Here is a 25730-nt window from a genome sequence, read left to right as displayed (position 1 = left end):
AAATGAACACCACTAAGCATACTCCCTCTGCAATTGATTTTGAATTCGACAAAAAGCACATTTGGCACCCTTACACCTCAATGACCAACCCTGTTGAAGTGACCGGTGTAACGTCTGCCCAAGGCTGTGAACTAACATTAGCTGACGGCCAGGTAGTAATTGACGGCACTAGTTCTTGGTGGGCGTGTATACACGGTTATGGCAATGAACAAATCTTATCTGCCATGCAAAATCAGTTGCAGCAACTTAGCCATGTGATGTTTGGCGGCCTCACCCACGCGCCAGCGGTAAATCTTTCAAAGCGTTTAGTGGAGATGACCTGCCCTAACCTGACTAAAGTATTTTTAGCTGACTCAGGCTCAATTGCAGTAGAAGTCGCAATGAAAATGGCGATGCAGTTCTGGCAAGGTGAAGGGCAAGGAAAGCGGCAAGGGCAAGGAAAGGGGCAAGAAACTAGCAACCAGCAAGTCTCAGCCCAAAAGCAAAAAATGCTCACGGTAAAACGTGGCTACCATGGTGATACCTTTGCCGCGATGAGTGTTTGTGACCCTGATAGCGGTATGCATACCATGTTTAGTGAAGCTGTGACTGAACAAATCTTCGCACCTGCGCCAAGCTGTAAATTTGGCGGTGCGATGAATACTGCTGACGTTGATGCCCTAGAGGCGGTGTTAAAGCAACGCCACCATGAAATCGCTGCATTAATTATCGAGCCGATAATGCAAGCTGCTGGCGGCATGCATTTTTATAGCGCGCAGTACTTAAAAGCGGTAAGAGCATTATGTGATAAATACGACGTTCTGCTTATTCTCGATGAGATTGCAACAGGCTTTGGGCGTACAGGCAAACTATTTGCCTATGAGCACGCAGGCATTGAGCCCGACATTTTATGCTTGGGCAAGGCGCTGACTGGTGGTTATATCTCACTTGCGGCTACGCTATGCAGCGACAAAGTTGCTCAAGGGATCAGCGACTCACCAGCCGGTGTGTTTATGCACGGCCCAACCTTTATGGGCAACCCGCTAGCCTGCACTGCAGCCGATGCAAGCCTGGCGATATTACAGCAAGGTCATTGGCAGCAGCAGGTAAGCGCTATAGATGAGCAAATGACTCAAGAGCTTGAGGGTGCGATTAACCTACCACACGTAACCGATGTGCGCATTATTGGTGCGGTCGGCGTATTAGAAATGGATAGCCCCATCAATATCGGGTTACTGCAAAAAGCCTTTATTGATTTAGGCGTTTGGATAAGACCCTTTGGTAATGTCATTTACATTACCCCGCCTTATACCATTACTAAGGCGCAGTTAACTCAATTAACCAGTGCGATGAAAACCATCGCCGCTAATATTACCCCTGAGCAAAGCACAGCAACGAGTCCTTCAAACGGGTAAAATAAATTACTAGGTATAAAATACCGCCAATACAACTCGATATATAGTGACAACAATGACTTAAACAAGCCGTTTGAGTCATTGTTACTCAACGCCATAGTCGAGCTACTCTCCTCTCAATTTTCACAGCCTGTATACGATTAAGCTAGTTACTGAGTTCTACCACTTCTCCATCCGCGAGCAACCAAACCGCATGGTAATACATTTTTGTATTACCAATACAAACAAAATTTACAAAAAAGTTTCAATTTTGTATAGAAAGCATAAATTGCATACGATTTCAGTAATTTACAAGCCTATTGCATATCAATGAGCTTCTAATCACCAAATAGATAAAAACAACCCAAGCAACTGTTTTTTATACCAAAAATAAAGACCTACCTCCATACATACCAAAACAAACTATTGGTAATACAATGTTGCCTATATTGGTAAGCTGTTATATAAACGTTAACACTGTTTACTAACTACAGTGATTGGCCTTACCAAAATGGTGCAGCCAAACAATACATTCTTTGGGGGAATATGAAGTTAAATAAGATTAGTGAGCTGTTTAGCGGTGCTAAATATCGTGCCAGCAATATTGCTTTGTTCGGTGCGGCATTAACTAGCATGCTAGCACTTCCAGCTATTGCTGAAGAAACTGCGAATGATCAAGAAAATATAGAAGTTATTCAAGTTCGCGGCATCTTTGGCAGTTTGAAACAAGCAAACTTAATGAAGCGCACCGATGCACGGATTGTTGATGCAATTGTTGCTGAAGATATTGGTAAATTACCCGATGCCAACATCGCCGAAGCGCTGCAACGCATTCCTGGTGTGTCGATTGAGTCGGATTTTGGTGTTGGTCAAAACGTTACTATCCGTGGTGTAACCGAAAATTTAATCCTACTTAACGGACGCTCAACAGCGGGGCCTGGTCGCGGTGGTATTTCACTTGATGACTTCCCTTCAAGCTTTTTGAAAACTGTTGAAGTGATTAAATCACCAACACCGGAAATGATTGAAGGGGCACTTGGTGGCACCGTCAACATGCAAACTATTCGCCCTCTCGAGCTTTCTGAACCACTCATCGCAGTGTCTTTAGAGGGAGAGTATGCTGATAAAACCGAGAACACTGCGCCTAAGTTCTCTGCAGGCCTAGGCAATAACTGGGACTTTGGCGAGTCTGGTACATTTGGTGCCTCGGTTAACCTATCCTATATGGATCGTGAAATTCGTCGTGACGAGTATTTCAATAAGATAGATTTACAAGACAATATTGATATCGATGGTGATGGCATTGTTGATGACTCGGGTGGACCAAACGGTAAATACCAACGCAAAACGCAGTCTACCAACGAACAGAAAACTGAGGAGCGTGAACGTACCGCTTATGGCTTATCGCTGCAGTGGGCACCAGAAAGTGAAAATGGCAACATCTACCTCGATTTTAACGCAACGAAACTAGACGGCGGCCAAGCTGCATATTCTATTCTAGACGTTGGTGGTAGCGTAGAAGCGCGCAGCGACAGCTACTATGGTCATAACGGCCTGTTACATAACTATGATCTTGTTGGCGCGTTTGTTATTCCAAAAACTTGGAGTGACTTTACTACCTCAGATACCACTTCTCATGCCATTGGCACCGAGTGGAACCTAACCGACACTATTGAGTTTTCAGCAGAGTACTCAATTTCAAAAGCTGACGAGTTGCAAACCGCATCTGAGTTCAACCTTCGCCCAATTGAGCGAACTGACCCAACACTGGATCTGGTAACCCATACCACCACATCTAGTTTTTATACAGGTTCTGGCATTCCTGGTTATACCTACGCTGACAGCGAGGTACTCACCAATCCAGATAATCTCGTGTTCCGTGAGTTTTTCCACAAGACCATTCAGAAAGATAATGAAGAACAAGCACTTCGCTTCGACTTTAACTTTACTGATGTTGGCGTTGACTGGATTGCAGCAGTTAAAACCGGTATGCGTTTTACCGACCGTGATTTCAAGTCCACTCGCTTTGATCTAATGCCAAATGGCAGCACATTAAAAGATTCGTACAAAAAAGCGAAAAACGCCGATGGATTATTTGCTCCGGTATGGATTGATGATCCTATTCTAGCGGGAACTTTCAAAACCGTTAATTTAAACAATTCGTTTAACCAAACTGGTATCAATGGTCAAAATGACCTAATGACTTACCATGTATATGACGCTGAACGTTTAAAAGATGCCAATGCAACTTATGAATTAGTAAAACAAATCCTTGCTCACACTGACTATGCAATGACTGGTTCACTGGCTGACAACATGGTTGAAAGCAGCGGTGCTTATCAAGAGATCAACGAGAAAACCCAAGCGTTATACGCTCAGTTCCATCTTGATTTTGAAGACTTACAAGCAGTATTCGGTGGCCGTTATATCCGAACAGAGCTTGAATCAAGCGTTGTTGACTCTATCGATGCAGATGGCAACAAAGTCCTGACAACGGGTAAGAATGACTATAACGACTTTTTACCTAGCTTAAACGTGACCTATAACATTGATGAAAGCACCCTAGCTCGCTTCGCTGCAGCAAAAGTAATGCGCCGAGCAGACTTTGATCAACTTAGCCCTGCGCTAGATATTGATAACTCTCTGGTAACGGGTACACAAGGTTCTTACAAGTTAGACCCATACCGTGTAACTCAATATGACTTATCGCTAGAGCATTATTTTGAAGACGGTTTAATGTCTGCAGCAATCTTCTATAAAGATGTAAACTCGTTCACTGAAACTGGCCGTAGCTGTCTTGCGGACTCGAGCACCATTGAAGGTCAAAACACGACTGAGTGGGGTAACATCTGTTTGTTAGACACCGCCGGTCAAAGCCAAAGCGAGATTAACTTTGCAACAGAAGCGCAAGGTCAGGCATACGTTGATGCAGCTAAAGCGACAGGCAACACGGGTATTCTTATCGATACTGAAGTCAATGGTGGCAGCGGTACCGTTAAAGGTTTAGAGCTTGCTTACATGCAACAATTCACCTTCTTACCTGATTTCTGGTCTGGTTTTGGTGTCAATGCCAACTACACCTACGCCGACAGCGAACAACCTGACGGTAACCCACTGCTGAAAATCTCTAAGCACAGTGCTAATGCACAGTTCTACTGGGAAAACGAAGATCTACAATTCCGTATCGCATATAACTGGCGCGACCGTTATTTAGACGATCAAGTGGTTAAGCGTGTACAAACAGTAGGTGCATTAGGTTTAAATACTGCAGATACTGAAGCAGACCCAACAGTAGGTAATAGTTACCGTGAAGCTCGTGGTCAAGTTGACTTCTCAGCTAGCTGGGATATTAATGAGAGCTTCACTGTATTTGCCAACGCAGTAAACCTACTTGGTGAACCAATTGAAGAAACCACAGAATTAGGCTCGGTATGGAACTATAGTGAAGCGGATCGCCGTTACTCTGTAGGTGTTCGCGCCAAGTTCTAGTAAATAGCATTGCAGGGTTAAGGTGCCAATCCATGAGTGTGCACCATAAATGGTGACCTTAACTCTGCAAGCTTCATCAAACAATCAAACTACATTGCTAAGCTTTTGTACGACAAGGTGTCGCTAGGCTTGTCGAAAATTCACACATCCTAGATTTCAAATGGGCGAATTTACACCTCTTCAGCGCTGGTTTGTCCAAAAACATGAAATTGGTCAACAAAATGGTTGGCAAACTCAGCCCTATTTGTAATACAATTGAAGCATCGCAATGAAATAATCTACACCAGATTTATCTATATTCAATTTTAGGAGTTAGTTATGACAAAGCCTGTTATCGGTTTTATCGGCCTTGGTCTTATGGGCGGCAACATGGTTGAAAACCTACAAAACCGTGGTTACGAGCTAAATGTGATGGATCTAAACGCTGACGCAGTTGCTAAATGTGTTGAGCGTGGTGCTAAAGCTCCAGCATCTGCTAAAGAACTTGCAGAAAACTCTGACATCGTCATGTTATGTCTGACAACTTCTGCTGTTGTTGAAAAAGTTGTATACGGCGACGAAGGTATTCTAGCGGGAATTAAAGAAGGCGCTGTACTAGTTGACTTCGGTACGTCTATCCCTGCTTCTACTAAGAAGATTGGTGCTGACTTAGCTGCTAAAGGCGCTGGTATGATCGACGCGCCACTAGGTCGTACTCCTGCTCACGCTAAAGATGGTCTACTAAACATCATGGCTGCTGGTGACATCGACACCTTCAACAAGGTTAAGCCTGTACTAGAAGAGCAAGGTGAAAACGTATTCCACCTAGGCGCATTAGGTGCTGGTCACGTAACTAAGCTAGTTAACAACTTCATGGGTATGACCACTGTTGCGACTATGTCTCAAGCATTCGCTGTAGCTAAGCAAGCTGGCGTAGACGGTCAACAACTATTCGACATCATGTCAGCGGGTCCTTCTAACTCACCATTCATGCAGTTCTGTAAGTTCTACGCTGTAGACGGTGAAGAAAAACTAGGTTTCTCTATCAACAACGCAAACAAAGACTTAGGTTACTTCCTAGCGCTTTGTGAAGAGTTAGGTACTGAGTCGCTAATCGCACAAGGCACATCTACTAGCCTACAAGCAGCTGTAGATGCAGGTCTTGGTAACCACGATGTACCAGTGATCTTTGACTACTTCAAAGACCTAAAGAAGTAATGACTTAACTGATATTAACTAAATTGGCAGCGCCCTTCCCTTTGCGACGTCAAAACGTTAGTTACAGTCAAACATCAAAACGGCAGTGATTTCACTGCCGTTTTTTTATGCCTGTTAAGGGCCTGTTGATCTTCCAAGATTATTTTTGCAGCTTCTTGTTGGAAATTTATACAAGGCAACGACTTTGATGTGTGGTTATTCCACATGAGTAAGTCGTTAACACAGTAGAAATGACAACAAGCGCTGCCTGAAAGGTTCGTTTAAAAGCACTTTTCTCTGCGTTGCGAGCCACTTGTTTAGTCGACTAAACTACATAGCTCGCGTCTTGATTAAAGTGCTTTTAATTCGAACAAATTCTAATCAGCAAAGATCAACAGACCCTAGATAACTGATATTAACTAAATTGGCAGCGCCCTTTCCCTTTGCGACGTCAAAACATTAGTTACAGTCAACCATCAAAACGGCAGTGATTTCACTGCCGTTTTTTTATGCTCATTAAATTATACCTGATTATCAATAAGCTGTTATTTGCATAGTAAACCTCTCACATAAATTGCGCACAATTAAATTGCTTGCTACATTTATTTTTGATTGTTAAAGTGTCACGACACTCAAGACTGTATTTAAGGCGAAAGACCATGATCACTCTGCACCATTTAAATAAATCTCGTTCAAAGCGCATCATCTGGTTACTTGAAGAGCTGCGTGTACCCTATCAGGTAAAAGCTTATCAGCGCGTTGCAGAAACTAACCTAGCGCCAGCTGAGTTGAAAGCGATTCACCCATTAGGTAAATCACCAGTAATAGAAGAAAACGATATGGTACTGGCTGAATCAGGTGCGATAACTGAATACCTAGCTGATAAGTATGTTGCAGATAAGAGTGCTGCAAACTCGCTGGTACCAGCCAAAGACTCAGCGGAATACCCTGCCTATTTGCAGTGGCTGCATTTTGCAGAAAGCTCAGCCGCCTTACCTTTATTGCTGCACTACTTCTTAAAAATTGACGGCAGCGACACGCGCTTTTTAGATGGCTACAGCAAGCAAGAGTTGGCACTTATTCTTGGCTACTTAAATGACCACCTAACCAACAACAAATGGTTAGTTGGCGAGCAATTTACTGCTGCAGACATTCTATTGTCATTTATCATTGAAATGGCCGGCGCACTAGGATTACTAAATGATTACCCGAAACTGATGCAATACCTCGCAGCGTTGCAAGCAAGACCTGCAGCGCAAAAAGCGGCGCAGCTTGAAGCTGAGTATGACAAGACTAGCTAGTAGTTTGCGATAAAGTTAGGTTTGATTTAGCTTTAATCCCTCTATGATTAAAGCTAATCAACCCCGGCGTTATTTAGCTTTAACCAAGCTCGACATTAGCGCTCGCAACGCCGCAGGCTTAATCATCTTCGCCATATAGTGATAACCGCGCTGCTCGACATCTTCCACCAGCGCTTTGTTGGTGTTGGCAGTGATTAAGATGCCAGGCAAATGCTCACCATAGCGCGCACGAATACCATCCATAGCATCAACACCATTTTGGTCATCATCTAAATGATAATCGGCAAGTACAATGTCTGGGGCGACACCTTTAAGGCCGAGTTTAATCCGAGCATCACTGAGATCTTTGGCGCACACCACTTCGCAATGCCAGCGAGTAAGCAAAGATTCAAGCCCTGCTAGAATCGCCTCTTCATTATCGATACAAAGCACTTTTACGCCAGCAAGCGGTTGAGCAATCGAAGGTTTCGGCTTACTCACGACCTGGCTGGCAGCTTGCCCTAACGGCACCATAATCGAGAATACTGAGCCGCTCCCGAGCTCAGAGCTGACGTTAATTTCATGACCAAGCACTTTAGCAATGCGATCAGCGATAGCCAGCCCAAGCCCTAAACCACTCACATTACGGCTACTAGGGTGATTAAGGCGTTTAAACTCCTGAAAAATCTCTTTTATTTTATCACTTTCAATGCCACAGCCAGTATCAAGCACCTGGATTTCTAGCTGATTTTGACGATGACGACAACCTAGCAGCACCTTGCCACCTCTGGCATAACGGTAGGCATTGGTGAGAAAGTTCTGCAAAATTCGTCTAAGCAATGCTGGGTCGGAGTTAACCGTCGCCTGACTAATCTGGGTGTTAAAGCGGATATTGTTATCTTCAGCCATGGCGTCAAATTCTACTGCTAAACCTTGCAGTATTTCTGATACCGCAAAGTCGCGGCGATTCACTTCAACCGTGCCACTATCTAGCTTAGAAATATCAAGCAAATCAGTTAGTAACTCACCTGCAGTTTTTAATGAGCTATTGACGTGATTAATGGTGTTCTTGGCTTCAAGATCTAGGTTTGGATATTGAGATAATGATGCAGTAAATAATCTTGCAGCGTTTAGCGGCTGCATTAAGTCATGTCCAACCGCGGCCAAAAAACGGGTTTTTGATGCATTAGCCAGTTCTTCTTGAGCTTTTGACTCCATTAACTCACTGTTGAGTAATGCCAGTTCATAAGTACGCTCTTTTACCCGCTCTTCCAAGGTTTCATTCGCCAGCGTTAATGCCTTTTCTTGCTCACGGTATTGAGTAATGTCGGTAAAGGTCATCACAAAACCGCCACTTGGCATAGGGTTGCCTTGAATTTTAATCACCTTACCGTCTTTGCGTTGTCGCTCAGAGGTGTGAGCGGTGCCGTTAAGCATGTGCTGCACGCGCACACGAACTTGCTCTTCAATGTCACCCACGCCACAGTAGCCTCGGGTAGCATTAAAGCGAATAACTTCACTAATCGGCATGCCTTGTGTCAAAAAGCCCTCAGGGTACTGATAAAGCTCGGCATACTTATAATTCCAGGCTACAAGATTTAAATCTTTATCGACCACACTCATGCCCTCATAAGCATGTTCAATCGCGCCGCGCAGCATGTCTTGGCTAAGCACAATCTTAGAGGAGGCCTCATCAACCAGACTAAATACTTCATCTAGGGCTAAATCGCGCCCTCTAAGTACCGAGTCCATCACCAAAGCGGCGCTCGATGCACCCAATACCCCTGATAGCATATGCTCTGTATGGGCAATTAGCTCGTCAGATGCCGCTTTATGCCAGGCATCACTTTTTACCGCATCAGGCGAGAACCGACTAAAGGCTTCATACGCCCGCGTTGGACTCACAAAACGGCTAGCAAGGATTAATAAGTCTTGTTGAGAGATAGGGCCAGAGCGCTTGCTACTATCTTTTTCAGGTATTGCGGGGTGAACAAAACTGCTGGCTTGCATACGCTCAGCAACGCCGGCTCTAAACCATAGCGAGCCGAGTACATAGCAGACAATATTGGCAATCAGCGCAATTAATGCATCACTGACGTTGGGGTTGATAGCACTTAGCAAACCTGTGTCGCTACCAATAATACGGCTATCACCAATACCATCAGCGCCCTGCACTAAAATCAAACACCACAAGCTAAAGCCAACAATAAGGCCTAAATAAACGCCTGAGCGATTGCCATACTTCCAATACAAGCCACCAATTAATGCAGGTGCGAGCTGAGCAAAAGCACCAAACGACAGCATACCTAAATTAGATAGCGAGTCACTTTCGCCTAAGGTTAAATAGCTTAAATAACCGAAGCCGAGTATCACTACTATGGCTAAGCGGCGGGCATTAAGTAGGAAATGAGAAAACTGGCTAAAGTTCTTTTCACGAATACGCCCTGTTTTGAGCATTAACGGCACTAGCCATTCGTTACTGACCATCACGCTTATGGTCACCACTGCAACAATCACCATCCCCGTAGCCGCAGATAAGGTACCCAGTAAGGCGATAACCGCAATAAAGGGGTGCTCTAAAGCAAGCGGCAAGTTGATCACATAAGTGTCGCCTGACACGCCATCGCCAAGCAGCAGCTTGCCCGCCAGAGCCAGTGGCGCGACAAATATGGCAAATAACGCGATATAAACAGGGAAAATCCAGCGGCCTTTTTGCAGCACATTCTCACCGGCACACTCAACCACCATAACGTGGAATTGCCTTGGCATACATAAAAACGCCGCCATGCCGACAATAAGCTCAGGTAATAAAGCGCCCACACGTATCTCGCCAAACTCAACCAAATCTGCTGCGTTAGCTTGACGCCAAATATCACCAAAACCATCAAAATAACCAAAGCTAATCACTAAGCCCACCAGCAAAAACGCAGTGAGCTTTACCAATGACTCAAATGCAATCGCCACCATCATGCCAGGGTTGTGCTCGGTAGCATCCAGTTTGCGCGTGCCGAATAAAATTGCAAATACTGCCAAAATGACCGTAATAAGCATTGGCATCGCTAGCGAGCTGGTACTACTTGGCTCAGTTTGAAATAAGTTCAGGCTGAGCATCATGGCTTTAAGTTGCAGCGCGATATACGGCATGATGCCAAATACGGCAATTAAGGTAACCAGTGCGGCTAGGCTTTGAGATTTACCATACCGAGAGGCGATAAAGTCTGCAACTGAAGTGATATTTTGCGTTTTGGACACCGCCACCATTTTACGCAGCATGCCAAAACCTAAAGTAAATATAATAATAGGGCCGACAAATATGGGTAAGAACGACCATAAATCATTTGCAGCCTGCCCTACGGTGCCAAGGAAGGTCCATGACGAGCAATAAACCGCCAAACTTAAGCCATAAATCCACACCTGAACTTTTTTGGTGATCTTGGTAAACCAGCGCTCAGCTCCCCACGCCAGAATGAACAGTAAGGTGACATAGCAAATCGCAATGACGCCGACCACTAGGGTTAAGTTCATAATTTATTCCACTTTATTTACCAACGAGAAGCGATTGGCGCCAAGCCTGAAAGATAAATCGCGCTCATCAGAATTCATTATTGTCGTGATATTTACATCGAGATTATCAGTATTCGCCATAATAAAGAACAACGACATATATAGATGTAATTGAACAACTAATAATCTATAGGGTAACGTAAGTAGTTGAGGATATTAGCACGCGCAACGGGCTAAATATTAAGGATTTTTTAAAACTAGACCAAGGTCTAATGGAGCTCATCCCTAAAAGCGGATGATACTTTCGATAAGCCATTTTACAAAGGGAAACCCTATGAGTTCGCAGTCTCTATATCAAGTTCCTAGCGATATCGCTAACAATGCACTGGTCAACAACGACCAATATAAAAAGATGTACCAAGAGTCCATTGTTAACCCAGAGGGCTTTTGGCGCGAGCATGGCAAACGCGTAGACTGGATAAAACCTTACAGCAAGATTAAGCAAACCTCATTCGACGACCACAACCTGTCGATTGAATGGTTTTATGACGGCACACTTAACGCCTCAGCTAACTGTTTAGACCGCCACCTTGAAGATAACGGCGACAAAGTAGCAATTATTTGGGAAGGCGATGATGCCGCTGAGCAGCGCAAAATCACTTATAAAGAACTTCATGCAGATGTGTGTAAGTTTGCTAATGCCCTTCGCAGCCAAGGTGTTGCCCGTGGTGATGTAGTCACCATTTACATGCCAATGGTGCCAGAAGCGGCTGTTGCTATGCTTGCCTGTGCGCGTATTGGCGCAGTTCACTCTGTGGTATTTGGTGGTTTCTCACCAGACTCTATTGCATCACGTGTGATTGACGGTAAATCAAAAGTTGTAATCACCGCCGATGAAGGTATTCGCGGCGGTCGTAAAATTCCGCTAAAAGACAGTGTTGATCAGGCGTTATCTAACCCTGATGTGCAATGTGTTGAAAAAGTGATAGTACTCAATCGCACCGGCGGCGATATCAACTGGGTTGAGGGTCGCGATATCTGGTGGGAATCTATCATGGACGTTGCTTCTGAGCATTGCGCCTATGAAGAAATGAACGCTGAAGACCCGCTATTTTTACTTTATACCTCAGGTTCAACCGGTAACCCTAAGGGCGTGCTCCACACCACTGGTGGTTACATGGTGTATGCATCCATGACCCATGAGTATGTATTTGACTACAAAGATGGTGAGATCTACTGGTGTACTGCCGATGTAGGTTGGATCACGGGTCACTCTTACATGGTTTATGGCCCGCTTGCCAATGGCGCAACCATTCTTATTCATGAAGGCGTGCCAAACTATCCATCACCAGCGCGTCTTGGTGAAATGATTGATCGTCACAACGTCAACATTCTTTATACCGCACCAACGCTTATCCGCGCATTAATGGCCGAAGGTAAAGAGCAGTTTGACGGATTTGATGGTAAGTCGCTACGTATTATGGGTTCAGTGGGTGAGCCGATTAACCCAGAGGCTTGGCGCTGGTACCATGAGGTTATTGGCCGTGAACACTGCCCGATTGTTGATACCTGGTGGCAAACAGAAACAGGCGGTATTTTGATTAGCCCGCTGCCTGGTGCAACCGATACTAAGCCAGGTTCAGCGACGCGTCCATTCTTTGGCGTGCAACCAGCACTCGTTGATAACATGGGCAATATTATTGAAGGTGCGGCTGAAGGTAACCTAGTTATTCTAGACTCATGGCCTGGGCAAATGCGCACCGTTTATGGCGACCATGACCGCTTTGCACTGACCTACTTTAAAACCTTCCGCGGTATGTACTTCACCGGTGACGGTGCTCGCCGTGATGAAGACGGCTACTACTGGATCACAGGTCGTGTTGATGACGTCATTAACGTCTCTGGTCACCGCTTAGGTACCGCCGAGGTTGAAAGCGCACTGGTTGCACACGAGTTAGTCGCAGAGGCTGCAGTAGTTGGCTATCCGCACGATATTAAAGGCCAAGGCATTTACGCTTACGTGACGTTATCTCGCGGCATTGAAGCCACAGAAGAGCTGCGTTTAGAGCTACGTCAATGGGTACGAAAAGAAATTGGTGCCCTCGCCACACCGGATTTAATCCAGTTTGCTGGCGGTTTACCGAAAACTCGCTCAGGCAAAATTATGCGCCGCTTCTTACGTAAGATTGCTGCTAATGAAATTACTAACCTAGGTGATTCGTCAACACTGGCAGATCCAGCGGTTATCGATACCTTAATTGAAACCCGCTTGAACAAAGCTGAATAATGGTTAACTCATACAAGCTGGCTTAAGCAATTGCTTAGTGCGAGCTAACCCGTTTACTTGTTATACAACACTATCCTGAGGACTCACCCTCCTCAATCGCCCCTCATTTGAGGGGCATTTTTTTATTCATCCAGCCTTTCCATAACTCAGTTTGATGCCACTCTAGATAGCTGCTGTGTTAGCATGTTGGGCAAACTAATCAAACCCGTGTAAATCCAACGTCAGTGCCCTCTACCATTAAACTTCGTGATTACCAGCAGCAATCAGTTGATGCTGCCATTCGCCATTTCAAACAAAGCCAGCAATCCGCCGTAATCGTACTGCCAACTGGTGCAGGTAAAAGTATCGTGGTGGCGGAGTTAGCACGTATTGCCAATGGCAATGTGTTGGTATTGACCCATGTAAAGGAACTCGTTGAGCAGAACGCTGAAAAAGTCGGATTACTGACCGACAAAGCCAGCATTTATTCCGCAGGCCTAAAGCAAAAGAAGGCCAGCGGCAAAACTGTGGTCGCCAGCGTGCAATCCGCTGCCAGAGCGATTGAAAAATTTGATCAAGCTTTCTCGCTGGTAATTATTGATGAGTGCCATAGGGTGTCGAATGACGACACCAGTCAATACCAAACACTGCTTAGCGTGCTGAGAGACAAAAATCCCAACATCAAGCTACTCGGGCTGACCGCGACGCCCTATCGTTTAGGTATCGGCTGGATTTATCGTACTCACTATCACGGTAAAGTTGGCAATAGCGATAACCCAGTATTTGAAAAGTGCATATTTGAACTGCCTATGCGACCGCTGATCAAACAAGGCTTTTTAACTCAGCCAAAACTGCTTGATGGCTTAAGCGCTCAATATGACTTTAATGAGCTTACGCCAAGCGAAACCGGTGAATACCCCGCGCAGCAAGTAGACTCGCTACTGAATCACCAAGGCCGTGCAACCACAGCAATTACCAAGCAAATTATCGACCTTGCCCGCACAAGACAAGGCGTGATTGTATTCGCGGCAACCGTGAGACACGCACAAGAAATCATGGCGTTACTTGAAAAGTTTGCGCCAGAAAATACAAATGACTCTGCAGCGCTTATTACAGCTAACACCCCGCATAGTGAACGTGACGACATTATCATTCGCTTTAAAGCTAGGGAGATAAAATTCATCGTAAACGTAGCAGTATTAACCACAGGCTTTGATGCGCCTCATGTCGACTTTATCGCGATTCTCAGACCAACGGCGTCGGTGAGCTTGTTTCAACAAATGGTTGGTCGCGGCTTGCGCTTAAGCGACAACAAAGAGGACTGTTTGGTCATTGATTACGCCGCTAATGGTTACGACTTGTTCTTTCCTGAAGTAGGTCAAGTTAAACCCAACAGTAGGTCAGTTCCAGTGCAAGTCCACTGCCCTGTGTGCCAGTTTGCAAATACCTTTTGGGGCATAGTCGATGGTGACGGCGATTTAGTCGAACACTTTGGTAGGCGTTGTCAGGGGTTAGTTGAAGCAGAAACTTTCGATGGTAATCTTGATCGACTAAGTGACGAGGTCAATAGTGATAAACAAATGCAATGCGACTTTCGCTTTCGCTCCAAGTCTTGCCCTGATTGCGGCGCAGAAAACGATATTGCCGCCAGAGTGTGTCATTGCTGCGACTCGACCTTAATCGACCCAGACAAACGCCTAAAGCAGGTACTGCAATCTCAGCATCACCACCTTTTCAAATGCCAGCAAATGCTGTTTAGCGAGCAAGATGACAAGCTTATTATTCAATACCTAGACATAGAGGGTAACGACTTTAAACGTTACTACCGCTTTGACACCAGCGCTCAGCGCAAAGCGTTTTACGCCACCTTTGTGTTAGAGCACACAAAAACGCCGGGGATACTTCACCCTCAGTACAATTCGATTAGCGCGGTAATTAATGACAGCGAGCGTTTTCGCATGCCTGACATGCTACTACTTAAGAAAAACAAGCACCGCTGGGATCTCGTTGAAAGCTTCTTTGACTATCAAGGCCGACACAAAACTGACTTTAGCTAAGCGCTTCACCTAACCACTTGTCAGCAATGAATGATAGTAGCATCACACAAATAAACGCTTAACTGCTAACGCTATGTTGTTAGATGAATTTATCGCCATCTAGGTTATTCATTAACTGCAACTTATGTTATAAATTGCTCACACTAATAAGAGGAGTCATTATGTTTGTTGTTATTTTTGGTCGCCCAGGCTGCCCATATTGCGTACGTGCCGTTGAACTTTCAGAAAAGCTGACTGAACAACGTGATGATTTTAAATTTAAATATGTCGATATCCACGCTGAAGGGATCTCAAAAGCTGACCTGTCTAAAAGCGTAGGTAAGCCTGTAGAAACCGTGCCGCAAATCTTCATCGACGAAAAGCCAATCGGTGGCTGCACTGAGTTCGAACAATACGTGCGCGAGAACGGCCTACTAAGCTAATTAGTAGCCTCTAATCAGGTTAACCTAGCCTAAGTACAACAAAGCCAGCTCAATGAGCTGGCTTTGTTAATTTAAGCGGTAAAAGCTTAGAAAGGCATTTTCATACCTGGTGGTAATTGCATACCGCCAGTTACTTCAGCCATTTTCTCTTTTTGATTCTCTTCAATACGACGTGCAGCATCGTTACATGCAGCTGCAATCAGATCTTCTAGCATTTCTTTGTCGTCTTCCATAAGGCTTGGGTCAATCTCAACCTTACGAACATTGTGAGCACCTGTCATGGTTACTTTTACAAGACCCGCACCAGCTTCGCCTGTCATTTCTGCGCGAGCGATCTCTTCTTGCATCTTCGCCATTTTGTCTTGCATCATCTGGGCTTGCTTCATTAAGTTGCCCATACCGCCTTTTCCAAACATAATCTTTTCTCTTTACTCTAACGTTGACAGCAAGCTGCTTTCATATGCAGCCCATCTTACTGAAATAAACTTAATTGGCAATGCTAGTATTAGCTTTTTGAGATGAAGGATTGATCATCTAACGCCAAAAATGACTTTTTATTGTATCGCGTTAACTCACCGCTAATGTTGAGCTGGGATTAAGTTGCCAATTTGGCTTAACTGCTCGGTTGGGTATAACACGCTATCTTGGTTTAACTGTGCACCAAGGGTTTGTATCATCCATTGCACGCTATCATCATTTAACAGTGACTGTGTCGCGCCAGCAGTTAATTCTTGATGGAATCGTTTACGCAACTCTAGCGGTGTTTCATGCCCTTGCACCGCGCCAACTTCAATCTCGACACGGGTTTCTTGCTCAAGGTAATCCGTTAATGCCGCCTCAAGTTGTGAAATAGCCGCTGGTGCTGCTAAATGCTTTTGATCTGGTTTTAACGTCAGCTTCAGCGGCGATGTTAGCCCATGACAAATAGAGTTAACTCCAAGCTGACGCACACGCCCACCGGCTTTTACCTGACTCATTACCCGATACCACTGTAAATCACGTTCATCACCGGTTATCTGATGGCCATTAGCATTGGCATTTGAGTGACCAGTGTTAGCATCTTCTACTTGCTCTGGGCTTTGTGAGTGCGCTGCACTTGACTGCTGACCCGTTGCTTGTACTTGAGTCGCCTGAGCTTGAGTAGTAGAGGCTTGAGTAGTCAGGGCTTGTGGCTGCTGAGTCTGAGGTGAAGCAGACTCAGCTTGTTGACTAGCTTCAACTAATGGTTGCTCTACTAATGTTTGTTCAACTAGGGAAGCGACTTGATTTTCCGCCGCAAGTTCTTCTGGGCTTGGCTCTACCCAAGGTGGTCTATCTTCACTACTTGTGTAACTTGTTGGTGCTTCAGATGAATCTTCAGACTTAACCGCGTCTGGTGCATTAAATTGGCTTGCTTCTGCACTGCTAATTTCTGAGTTACCAATCTTTGAGTTGCCAGTCTCTGAGCGGTTAGCCTCATAGTTAGCGACATCAGAGCTTTCGACATCAGAACTAGTATCATTGTAAGTATCGGCATTAGCGCTTGCAGTGACAGAATCAGCCTGTTTCGGCTCGACTGGCTTCGCGGATTTTTCTTTAGCACTCTTTTTTGCGGCTGCAGCCTCATTAGCTTGATTATTCTTTTGCTCTATGGCTAACGCTTCTAAATCAGCTACCAGCTCAGCGCGGCTGTTTAATACAGCATCAAGCATGTCATCAAGATCATCATCTTCATTTGATGTCACAGCTTCAGAAATCACACTAGATTGAGATGCAACGGTTTGTTCAGGTGCTTGCTCTAGTGCTTGCTCTAGTGTTAGTTCAGAAACTTTAGCGTTATGACTTATCTCAGCGCCATTGCCCATTTGGGTTTCAGTTGCCAACTCGCTAGCATCTGACATCAAGCCATACTGATAATCGTCATCAGCCATTTGCTCTGACATTTCAGCCATTGCCATATGATACGCATCATCGGCGCTCACCTCATTGCTGGAACTTGCTTGGGTTGCCGAGCTTGCTTGAGTATCAGAGTTAGCAACCTGAGTATCTACTGCCGAAACAGCTTCCTCTTGTGCAGTATGCAGCTGCTCTGGCTCTGATTGAGCATCTTCTCGAGTTTCAAGCTGAGTTGCGCTTATACCCGAGTGACTTGTAGCTTCTTCAGCTTGTGAGTGAGAGACGTCAGCATGAATTTCAGCTTGTTTCGACGGCTCATCACTAGCGAGCGATTTATCTTCATTACCGAGCGTAGTCTCCTCAAACCCTAGCGACTGGGCCTGACTCAATAAGATTGCTTGCTCTGCATTTAATGCATGCTGATCATCTTCGGCTTCTGATGCATCATTTTCAGATGCCGCTTCGGTTAACTTGGGTTGCTCCGAAACTGTCGGTTTCTCGGGCGGCAAAGCTTGCTCATTAACATCTTGAGACGAGACTTGTTCTTGGTTTTGAGAACTGGCTGATACTGCGTCTTGAGAAACGACTGTTTCTTGGGAAACGACTGGTTCTTGAGACGCTACAGGCTCTTCCACCTCAGCTTTGTCGGCTAAATTGGACTCTAAGCTATCTGCTTCAGTTGCTTCAGAGCTTTGCTCGCTAGCTGGCTTTGGGCTGGTCTCGACGACCTCGCGAATAGGCTTTGCTTCAAGGTCGACCTGAGCTTGGTCCTGTACTATCCAACGCTGGGTCGATTTTTCAGGTACGAAAGCAACCGCGCGTAGCAGCGCCATTTCTAAGCCAGACTTAGGATCTGGTGCATGGGGCAGATCTTTGCGACCACTCAGTAATAACTGGTAGTACAGCTGAATTTGCTCGGCTGATATTTGCTGGGCAAAGTTGATAATTTGCTCGCTATATAGCGATTGCTGCGCTGCAGCTGGTGCAAATTGAGTTAAGGTAATTTGGTGCAGTAGTTCGAGTAAACTGCGCAACACTTCATCGGCATCAGCGCCGAAGGCCAGAATGCGATGCAAGCATTGCATTAGTGGCCCGATTTCAGCATCACACAGTGCTTTAAGTAGCGCAATGACATGTTGCTCATCAATACTGCCAAGCATTGAGCGAACCTGCTCAATCAATACCTGACCACTGCTAAAAGCAATCGCTTGATCAGTCAAACTCAATGCATCACGCATGCTGCCGTTAGCGGCTTTTGCGAGTAAATTCAGCGCTGCGTCATCAAAAGCTATTTGCTCTTGCCCTAAAACAAAGTTGAGTTGATTGGCGATTTCATCTTGCGACAAGCTCTTTAAATTAAACTGCAAACAGCGTGATAGTACGGTTACAGGTAATTTATGAGGGTCGGTTGTCGCCAGCAGAAACTTTACATGCTCTGGCGGCTCTTCTAGGGTTTTCAGCAGTGCATTAAAACTGCTTTTTGACAACATGTGTACTTCGTCAATCAGGTAGACTTTATAGCGGCCACGGGTTGGTCTGTACTGCACGTTATCGAGCAGCTCACGAGTGTCATCAACCTTGGTTCGTGAAGCGGCATCCACCTCAATAAGATCAACAAAACGACCTTCGGCAATTTCAACGCAGCTGGCGCATTGACCGCATGGCGTTGCACTCACGCCGAGCTCACAATTAAGGCCTTTGGCAAACAAACGTGCAAGACTGGTTTTACCCACACCGCGAGTACCAGTAAAGAGATAAGCATGATGCAATCGCTGCTGTGTCAGTGCGTTAGTCAGCGCCATTAGCACATGCGACTGCCCAACCATTTGCTCAAATGTGGCAGGTCGCCATTTACGCGCTAACACCTGATATGACATGAATATCCCCAAACTAATCAAACTAGAAAAAACTTGAACTTAGACAGCAATACAGCGGCGGTTTCAGTTAACTGACTAACGATAACAGATGCAGGCTAACTAACGCTGGATGTTGGCAAAGTATGATGCCAAACAATAACATGCAAACCTAAGTCACGCTATTGTTTGACAACCATTAGCTGGGAATATCGCCACTTGACACAGGGCAAGAATTACCCAGCTTTATGGCCTAAATAGAAAGGGGATTATTCGCCTTCGAACTCACACAGGCTCATCACTTCAAGACCAAGATCTTTCAAGCGCTTTTCACCGCCAATCTCAGGTAGTGAAATAACAAAGGCAGCGTGCTCAACATTACCACCTAGACGACGGATCAATTGGACTGTTGCATCGATTGTGCCGCCAGTAGCGAGCAAGTCATCTACTACAAGTACTTTGTCACCTGGCTCAATGGCATCGGTGTGAATTTCTAAGGTGTCGGTGCCGTATTCAAGTTCATAGCTTTGCGCTTCAGTTGCTCGTGGTAACTTACCTGGTTTACGCACAGGAACAAAACCAATACCTAACTCTAATGCTAATGGCGCGCCGAAAAGGAAACCACGCGCTTCTGTACCAACCACTTTGGTAAAACCTTTTGATTGATAATGTGCCACAAGCAGTGCCATCGTTGCTTTGTACGCTTGAGCGTCTTCTAACAAGCTGGTGACATCGCGGAACATGATGCCTGGCTTTGGGTAGTCAGGAATAGTTTTAATGCTGGCTTTAATTAGTGCGAGGCTGTCTTGATTCATCATAATACGATTACTCTAAGTTGCTTAATTTAATTCTGCGCAATAAAAAGTCCACAACAAATGTGGACTTGTGTAAAGATGATGTGATCTTATGCCTGTTCCGCTTGCGTTGCAACTTATCGACTTGATACATGCCTCATTCTTGTACATCTGGAATCGATTTTAAGTAAAACAACAATCCACAAAGCATACAGGCAAGCATAATCTTCACCCATACCAAAGGCACAATCGCAATACTCACTGCGAAACTCAGCGTGGTCATGATCATGGCCTTTTTCTTCAACGCTTTTGGCAATGCGCGTTGTTGCTGCCAACTATTTAATGCCTCAGCAAACCAAGGGTGAGTCATCAACCAATTATGTAATCGCTCGCTTGAGCGGGCAAAACAATAAGCCGACAGCAAGATAAAGGGCACCGTAGGCAGCAGAGGAACTGCAATACCGAGTATCCCGAGCCCTAAACTAGTCAGGCCAATAACAAGAAAAAAACCGCGCTTGATTACCATGAAAACCTTATCTGTACTTAACTCAAATACGCCATAAATTACTCGCCGATATTATCAGCTAATTGCCGTCGATACAGTAAATTTACTTAAACTTATAACGCTACAAACATGGCATTTAGCCTAACATCAAAGGCTAAAATCAAACTTAATAGACTATGGTTAATCCCCGTTACCAGTCATAGTGCCCTTGCGTTTGATTAGTTAGCGCTCAACTTACAGCACTGTTTTGCATGCAAGCTAACCGACGAGCCAAAACAAAAAGCCACCTCATTGAGGTGGCCTTATAGGGAACAATGGAGCTTCTAGTGCTTGATTAGAATTGAATCACACCAGCAAGACGCAGGAAAGATAAGCTTGCAGGCAGCGTTGGCAGCAACAAAACAAGAATAAAACCAACAAAATATAAAAAGTTAAACGGGTCTTTAAACGGCTGACTCATAATGGTTCCTATCTGATTATTGTTTTACGCAAATTCGCATGAGCCATTAGGCCATACACGACTAGAATTTGTGACTCACTTCACAAAGTCGCGCCATTCTAGCGATTTGTGTTCAGAATAAAAACCATAAATTTTGTGGGATATTTCTACCCTCAGAACAGTTACAATATCGAGCTATTCAATACTTTGCTTAGTGGTGACAACAATCCCCTGCTCGGCCATTTGTTTAAGCATATCTAAACAGCCTGCACTGATCGTCTCCTGAGCCATATTTGGGTAAGCCGTCATCAGCCAATCCGTTATTTGACTGAAACTCACTGGCTGTTGCGCGGCATCAATATATGCCAGCACCTGAGCGCTCAACGGGTTAAGCTGCAAAAATGCCACCTCTTGCACGTCATCTAAATAAACACAAAAAAACTGTGGCTGCTGCGGTGGCTCAATTGGTTGGTAATCAAGGCTAATGTGCTGCACGTCAAATGCATACTGAGCAATCCTTGCCAAGCTTGAGAAGCACAAAGGCTCATGGCTAACTTGTTCAGGCTCAAGTTTTTGCTGAGCGGGGTTTGGCTTTGATATAGCAACAACCAGTTCTAACCATTCATAATGTGCCAGTTCCAACATAAATACCGGATCATCGTCGGTTAACTGGTACTCGTTTTGTAAAAAGCTTAAAAACTCTTGTGCTATCTCAACAAATATTGGGGTTTGGCAGTCATGTTTCTCAAAAAACTGCTGCACTAAATCACCCCAGGCTTGCTGTGAATACAAGCTTTTTAATACAGGGAAAGCGCTAGATACAAAGCCATCGACATTATTAAAGAAAAGCTCGCGATAAATCGTCATTCGTCGCGGCTCTATCCCCTCAGGGATGGGATTTTGAGGATTTTTAATGTAATCCATAAATTGCTGTTGCTGAGCTTTAAAGTCCATCTGTTACACCTTTAGCAAAATCTAAACGTCTAGCAAAATCTAAACATCTAGCAAAATCTATACGTTTGGCACTAATCAATCTCATTAGGCGACTGCCTCATCGGGCTACTACTTACTCGCAATGCCTTGCTGTTGCAATGCATGAATCTGGTTAATCTCTTTCAATAGCTCACTTGTAGGCGGGATATTAAAATCACGCTCAAGTAAGGTGGGATACACACCATGAATTTGATAACACTGCTCAAGCAACTTCCAAACCGGGTCAATCACATCTGCGCCATGGGTATCGACTCTTAAATCAACATCTTCTTCGTAATGCCCAGCCACATGCAGATATTTAATACGCTCGCTTGGCATCGCTTTGAGAAACTTAAGCGCATCATATTGATGATTAATCGAATTTACATAGATGTTGTTTACATCTAACAATAATTGGCAATCAGCCTCGCTCAGCACAGCGTTGACAAAGTCTTGTTCACTCATCTGTGCACCAGGAGCGGCATAGAAAGAGACATTTTCGAGAATAAATGGTCGCTCTAAAATATCTTCGACTTGCTTAATGCGCTTAGCAACATAGCTAACCGCATCATCGGTAAATGGAATGGGCATCAAGTCATACATATGCCCTGTACCAGAGCAATAAGACAAATGCTCAGAGTAGACATCAATATTGTGCGCATCTAAAAAGGTTTTGATGTTTTTGACAAACTCAACGTCTAACGCCTCAGGGCTACCAATCGATAAAGACAAACCATGGCAAAAAAACGCGTACCGCTCGGTGAGTTGCTTAAATTGCTTGCCAAACTTGCCACCAAGCGTCATCCAGTTTTCAGGTGCGACCTCGAAAAACTCAATTTGGTTAGGCGTTTGCTGACAAAATTCATCTAACATTTCTCGGCGTAATCCTAGCCCGACCATAGGATTTGGGTGACGCGTACCACTCATTTCAGTCATGATTACTTCCTTTATCTGCGCAATATAAAAATCATACCAAACTCGTACAAAAAAGGCCTGATAGTCAGGCCTTTATATCATGTATTAGCCGACTTGCTTATTGCATGTCGCCGCCACACTTACCTTCACCACATTTACCTTCTTTAGCTTTCATGTCGCCACCACACTTGCCTTCGCCACATTTACCTTCTTTGGCTTTTTTCATGTCGCCGCCACATTTGCCTTCACCGCATTTACCTTCGCCACACTTGCCTTCTTTGGCTTTCTTCATGTCGCCGCCGCACTTGCCTTCACCGCATTTGCCTTCGCCACACTTACCTTCTTTTGCTTTGGCTTTTTTGTCGCCGCCACATTTACCTTCACCACACTTGCCTTCGCCGCATTTACCTTCACCACCATCTAACTGGTAGCCTGAAGACATTTGCTCAAAACCAAATGGATTTGCTTGTACTTCTGTTGCTAGGCCAGCACTCATTACAACTGCACCTAATGCTACTGCTACTGATGTTTGTTTGATTGAACTCATAATTTATCTTCCTTTTAAAATATTGTAATGGGTGGCCAACTCACCTTTGTTTGCTCTCAATGCGCTGACTTACCTGAATAGACCTTGGGTTAATTATTTTTATTTCAAAAAAGTTAAAAAAATTATTCTAGATCAATTCAACCACTGCAAATCCCTGCTAGCGAATAGAGTCTTCACCTTTGATAATAGCGGATTTTTTTACCGTAGCAATTCAATATAACGATAAATAACAATAAGCTACCGAGTAGCGGCCTAATTACCTAGATAAAACTACTGGCGTGGCGAACTTTACACGCTAAAATAAGCGCCCTTTTACTGACTTGGATTCAACGTGCGTATTATTCTGGCCCCGATGGAAGGTGTGGTTGACGACCACATGCGAGATCTTTTATCAGCAATCAACCCTTATGATCTGGTGGTCACTGAGTTTGTGCGCGTGGTAAATCAAGTATTGCCAGAAAAAGTGTATTACAAGCTTTGCCCTGAACTGCACAATAACGGCCTAACACCCTCTGGTACGCCAGTTAGGGTTCAGCTATTAGGCCAACATGCCGACTGGATGGCAGAAAACGCTTATAAAGCGGTGGAGCTTGGATCTCATGGCGTCGATGCTAACTTTGGTTGCCCTGCAAAAATGGTGAACAAGAGTAATGGCGGCGCTGTGCTTTTGCAGTACCCAGAGACCATATACGATATTGTCAAAGCCATGCGTGAGGCAGTACCAAGCGAGCAGCCAGTCACCGCCAAGATCCGTTTAGGCTTTGAAGATAAATCTAAGTTTATGGAAAACGCGCTGGCAATTTATGAAGCCGGTGCAACTGAGCTTGCAGTACATGCACGCAGTAAAGTTGACGGCTACAAGCCTCCAGCCTATTGGGAATACATTACTGAAATCCGCAAAGCTATTCCTATTCCAGTCATTGCTAATGGTGAAATATGGAACGTCGACGATGCCAAACGCTGTATGGATGTGACTCAGTGCAGTGACATTATGGTTGGCCGCGGCGCAATTTCACTGCCAAACCTTGCTGACACAATAAAAAATGGCGCGGAGCCATTTAGCTGGCAACAAACACTGCAACTCTTGCTGCAATACACCCAGCGTGAATTAAACGGTAAGAAAGCAACTTATTATCCAGCACGTATCAAGCAGTGGTTTAGGTATCTCAACCGTCAATACCCACAAGCAGAAGCGCTATTTAGGCAACTTAGGGTGCATAAAACCACAGATGCGATTGTCACTGAGCTAGAAAAAGCGAACCAAGACTTAGCTTCACGCCACTAAATCGGCGAAAAACACTTACGCTATGCTCATTCGTCCAATAAACGTATGAATTTTGCTTAATTATTCCATTAATTAGCTGTCGATTGATCTTCATCATAGCGAATAACATTTGACCGCTTAAAATCGTCTTCATTATCTGAAATAAGGCGAATAACGTGTCCAGCCAAGCTACCAAACAAATTCTGATCAACCGAGAGGTTGCGCTACGCTCTCAACTTAGCTTGGCGCTAAACACTCCTCTGATGGCTGAGCAGCGCCTAAGCGTTAATGAACAAGCCACTTTGCCTGAGTTAATCGAGCAAATCAGCCATACTCATTTACTGGACGACGAGCTATTCCATAAGCTAGTGCAGCTTGATGCAGCCTACTGCCAACTAGAACTTGGCTTATATGGCTTGTGCGCCGATTGTGAGATGGAAATTGAGCCTGAGCGCCTAGCAGCCGATCCTACTGAGCAGCGCTGTGCCGTATGCGGTGAAAAGCATTTACGTGAACATAGACAAGAGTTAAGGCTCAATCATTAATTGAACCTTTTCCCAGAGCATCAGCTTATAAGTAGTTAACAGCCAACAAAAAAGCAGCGCTAATGCGCTGCTTTTTGGTTTATCAACCTAAACATGATAGTAACAGGCGAAATTAATGGTCGCCTTCACTGACCATGTTGAGCGTGTATTTCGGGATCTCTACAACCAAGTCTGTTTCAACAACTTTAGCTTGGCAGGCTAAACGGCTCTCAGGCTCAAGTCCCCAGGCTTTGTCTAGCATATCGTCTTCTAGCTCATCGCTTTCTTCTAAGTCGTCAAAGCCTTCGCGAACAATACAGTGACACGTTGTACAAGCACATGACTTCTCACAAGCATGTTCAATATGAATACCGTTTTTTAAGGCGACATCAAGAATGGTTTCACCCACTTCAGCTTCGACAACTGCGCCATCTGGACACAACTCTTCATGGGGTAAAAATACTAACTGTGGCAT

General features: G+C 44.8%; 19 protein-coding genes. 9 read left to right on the top strand and 10 right to left on the bottom strand.

Annotated features, from left to right (window positions below; all coding sequences use genetic code 11):
• Window positions 1–2 precede the first annotated feature (2 nt).
• The 4 genes from bioA to EXU30_RS18390 all read left to right on the top strand — a co-directional run bounded on the left by bioA (window position 3) and on the right by EXU30_RS18390 (window position 7339).
• Window positions 3–1394: an adenosylmethionine--8-amino-7-oxononanoate transaminase gene (gene bioA, locus EXU30_RS18405; protein ID WP_130602511.1), complete on the top strand. Its 1392-nt coding sequence runs from the start codon at window positions 3–5 to the stop codon at window positions 1392–1394.
• Between the two features lie 525 nt (window positions 1395–1919).
• A complete protein-coding gene (locus tag EXU30_RS18400; protein ID WP_130602509.1) occupies window positions 1920–4862 on the top strand; it encodes a TonB-dependent receptor in 2943 nt (980 codons plus the stop codon).
• 318 nt (window positions 4863–5180) lie between these two features.
• Complete coding sequence (locus tag EXU30_RS18395; protein WP_130602507.1) at window positions 5181–6059, top strand: NAD(P)-dependent oxidoreductase; 879 nt, start codon at window positions 5181–5183, stop codon at window positions 6057–6059.
• A 638-nt stretch (window positions 6060–6697) separates the two neighbouring features.
• Window positions 6698–7339, top strand: coding sequence for a glutathione S-transferase family protein (locus EXU30_RS18390; protein ID WP_130602505.1), 642 nt, complete (start codon window positions 6698–6700; stop codon window positions 7337–7339).
• 69 nt (window positions 7340–7408) lie between these two features.
• Here EXU30_RS18390 and EXU30_RS18385 read toward each other — a convergent pair whose 3' ends face one another.
• Window positions 7409–10843: a hybrid sensor histidine kinase/response regulator gene (locus EXU30_RS18385; RefSeq protein WP_130602503.1), complete on the bottom strand. Its 3435-nt coding sequence runs from the start codon at window positions 10841–10843 to the stop codon at window positions 7409–7411.
• A 313-nt stretch (window positions 10844–11156) separates the two neighbouring features.
• On the opposite strand from EXU30_RS18385, the gene acs reads away from it, so the two are divergent.
• The 3 genes from acs to EXU30_RS18370 all read left to right on the top strand — a co-directional run bounded on the left by acs (window position 11157) and on the right by EXU30_RS18370 (window position 15567).
• Window positions 11157–13109 (top strand): acetate--CoA ligase, encoded by a 1953-nt coding sequence (gene acs / locus EXU30_RS18380; RefSeq protein WP_130602501.1) that lies wholly within the window; start codon window positions 11157–11159, stop codon window positions 13107–13109.
• A gap of 224 nt (window positions 13110–13333) precedes the next feature.
• Window positions 13334–15145, top strand: a complete 1812-nt coding sequence (gene radD / locus EXU30_RS18375) for a DNA repair helicase RadD (protein WP_242620262.1) — start codon at window positions 13334–13336, stop codon at window positions 15143–15145.
• 161 nt (window positions 15146–15306) lie between these two features.
• Entirely contained in the window at window positions 15307–15567 is a 261-nt protein-coding gene (locus EXU30_RS18370) for a GrxA family glutaredoxin (protein WP_130602499.1), read from the top strand.
• An 86-nt stretch (window positions 15568–15653) separates the two neighbouring features.
• Here the strand turns inward: EXU30_RS18370 and EXU30_RS18365 are convergent, their stop codons facing one another.
• From EXU30_RS18365 to EXU30_RS18330, 8 genes are all read right to left on the bottom strand, one after another.
• A complete protein-coding gene (locus tag EXU30_RS18365) occupies window positions 15654–15983 on the bottom strand; it encodes a YbaB/EbfC family nucleoid-associated protein (protein ID WP_130602497.1) in 330 nt (109 codons plus the stop codon).
• A 162-nt stretch (window positions 15984–16145) separates the two neighbouring features.
• Window positions 16146–19319, bottom strand: coding sequence for a DNA polymerase III subunit gamma/tau (gene dnaX / locus EXU30_RS18360; RefSeq protein WP_130602495.1), 3174 nt, complete (start codon window positions 19317–19319; stop codon window positions 16146–16148).
• A 245-nt stretch (window positions 19320–19564) separates the two neighbouring features.
• Window positions 19565–20116 (bottom strand): adenine phosphoribosyltransferase, encoded by a 552-nt coding sequence (apt, locus tag EXU30_RS18355; RefSeq protein WP_207234137.1) that lies wholly within the window; start codon window positions 20114–20116, stop codon window positions 19565–19567.
• A gap of 130 nt (window positions 20117–20246) precedes the next feature.
• Entirely contained in the window at window positions 20247–20615 is a 369-nt protein-coding gene (locus tag EXU30_RS18350; RefSeq protein ID WP_130602493.1) for a YbaN family protein, read from the bottom strand.
• A 313-nt stretch (window positions 20616–20928) separates the two neighbouring features.
• Window positions 20929–21054, bottom strand: a complete 126-nt coding sequence (locus tag EXU30_RS20835; protein WP_278044722.1) for a hypothetical protein — start codon at window positions 21052–21054, stop codon at window positions 20929–20931.
• Between the two features lie 174 nt (window positions 21055–21228).
• Complete coding sequence (locus EXU30_RS18340; RefSeq protein WP_130602489.1) at window positions 21229–21987, bottom strand: HvfC family RiPP maturation protein; 759 nt, start codon at window positions 21985–21987, stop codon at window positions 21229–21231.
• 108 nt (window positions 21988–22095) lie between these two features.
• Complete coding sequence (locus tag EXU30_RS18335) at window positions 22096–22932, bottom strand: HvfB family MNIO-type RiPP peptide maturase (protein WP_242620428.1); 837 nt, start codon at window positions 22930–22932, stop codon at window positions 22096–22098.
• A gap of 106 nt (window positions 22933–23038) precedes the next feature.
• Window positions 23039–23467 (bottom strand): HvfA family oxazolone/thioamide-modified RiPP metallophore, encoded by a 429-nt coding sequence (locus EXU30_RS18330; RefSeq protein ID WP_130602487.1) that lies wholly within the window; start codon window positions 23465–23467, stop codon window positions 23039–23041.
• A 331-nt stretch (window positions 23468–23798) separates the two neighbouring features.
• Here EXU30_RS18330 and EXU30_RS18325 point away from each other — a divergent pair, with 331 nt between their 5' ends.
• Window positions 23799–24752, top strand: a complete 954-nt coding sequence (locus EXU30_RS18325; protein WP_130602485.1) for a tRNA-dihydrouridine synthase — start codon at window positions 23799–23801, stop codon at window positions 24750–24752.
• A gap of 221 nt (window positions 24753–24973) precedes the next feature.
• The gene (locus EXU30_RS18320) at window positions 24974–25276 is read left to right on the top strand and encodes a TraR/DksA family transcriptional regulator (RefSeq protein WP_245335406.1); all 303 of its coding nucleotides are present in this window, start codon (window positions 24974–24976) and stop codon (window positions 25274–25276) included.
• 112 nt (window positions 25277–25388) lie between these two features.
• Here the strand turns inward: EXU30_RS18320 and fdx are convergent, their stop codons facing one another.
• Window positions 25389–25730: an ISC system 2Fe-2S type ferredoxin gene (fdx, locus tag EXU30_RS18315; protein WP_130602483.1), complete on the bottom strand. Its 342-nt coding sequence runs from the start codon at window positions 25728–25730 to the stop codon at window positions 25389–25391.

It is taken from the genome of Shewanella maritima (genome assembly GCF_004295345.1).
GTDB classification, from domain to species: Bacteria; Pseudomonadota; Gammaproteobacteria; order Enterobacterales; family Shewanellaceae; genus Shewanella; species Shewanella maritima.
Note: the sequence above shows the minus strand (reverse complement) of the source record. Positions and strands in the feature narration are given on the sequence as shown.

What these genes read in the sequence shown, in the direction of transcription:
- bioA (WP_130602511.1), top strand. Translation starts at nt 3, where the DNA reads ATGAACACCACTAAGCATACTCCCTCTGCAATTGATTTTGAATTCGAC.
- EXU30_RS18400 (WP_130602509.1), top strand. Translation starts at nt 1,920, where the DNA reads ATGAAGTTAAATAAGATTAGTGAGCTGTTTAGCGGTGCTAAATATCGT.
- EXU30_RS18395 (WP_130602507.1), top strand. Translation starts at nt 5,181, where the DNA reads ATGACAAAGCCTGTTATCGGTTTTATCGGCCTTGGTCTTATGGGCGGC.
- EXU30_RS18390 (WP_130602505.1), top strand. Translation starts at nt 6,698, where the DNA reads ATGATCACTCTGCACCATTTAAATAAATCTCGTTCAAAGCGCATCATC.
- EXU30_RS18385 (WP_130602503.1), bottom strand. Translation starts at nt 10,843, where the DNA reads ATGAACTTAACCCTAGTGGTCGGCGTCATTGCGATTTGCTATGTCACC.
- acs (WP_130602501.1), top strand. Translation starts at nt 11,157, where the DNA reads ATGAGTTCGCAGTCTCTATATCAAGTTCCTAGCGATATCGCTAACAAT.
- EXU30_RS18370 (WP_130602499.1), top strand. Translation starts at nt 15,307, where the DNA reads ATGTTTGTTGTTATTTTTGGTCGCCCAGGCTGCCCATATTGCGTACGT.
- EXU30_RS18365 (WP_130602497.1), bottom strand. Translation starts at nt 15,983, where the DNA reads ATGTTTGGAAAAGGCGGTATGGGCAACTTAATGAAGCAAGCCCAGATG.
- dnaX (WP_130602495.1), bottom strand. Translation starts at nt 19,319, where the DNA reads ATGTCATATCAGGTGTTAGCGCGTAAATGGCGACCTGCCACATTTGAG.
- EXU30_RS18350 (WP_130602493.1), bottom strand. Translation starts at nt 20,615, where the DNA reads ATGGTAATCAAGCGCGGTTTTTTTCTTGTTATTGGCCTGACTAGTTTA.
- EXU30_RS20835 (WP_278044722.1), bottom strand. Translation starts at nt 21,054, where the DNA reads ATGAGTCAGCCGTTTAAAGACCCGTTTAACTTTTTATATTTTGTTGGT.
- EXU30_RS18340 (WP_130602489.1), bottom strand. Translation starts at nt 21,987, where the DNA reads ATGGACTTTAAAGCTCAGCAACAGCAATTTATGGATTACATTAAAAAT.
- EXU30_RS18335 (WP_242620428.1), bottom strand. Translation starts at nt 22,932, where the DNA reads ATGAGTGGTACGCGTCACCCAAATCCTATGGTCGGGCTAGGATTACGC.
- EXU30_RS18330 (WP_130602487.1), bottom strand. Translation starts at nt 23,467, where the DNA reads ATGAGTTCAATCAAACAAACATCAGTAGCAGTAGCATTAGGTGCAGTT.
- fdx (WP_130602483.1), bottom strand. Translation starts at nt 25,730, where the DNA reads ATGCCACAGTTAGTATTTTTACCCCATGAAGAGTTGTGTCCAGATGGC.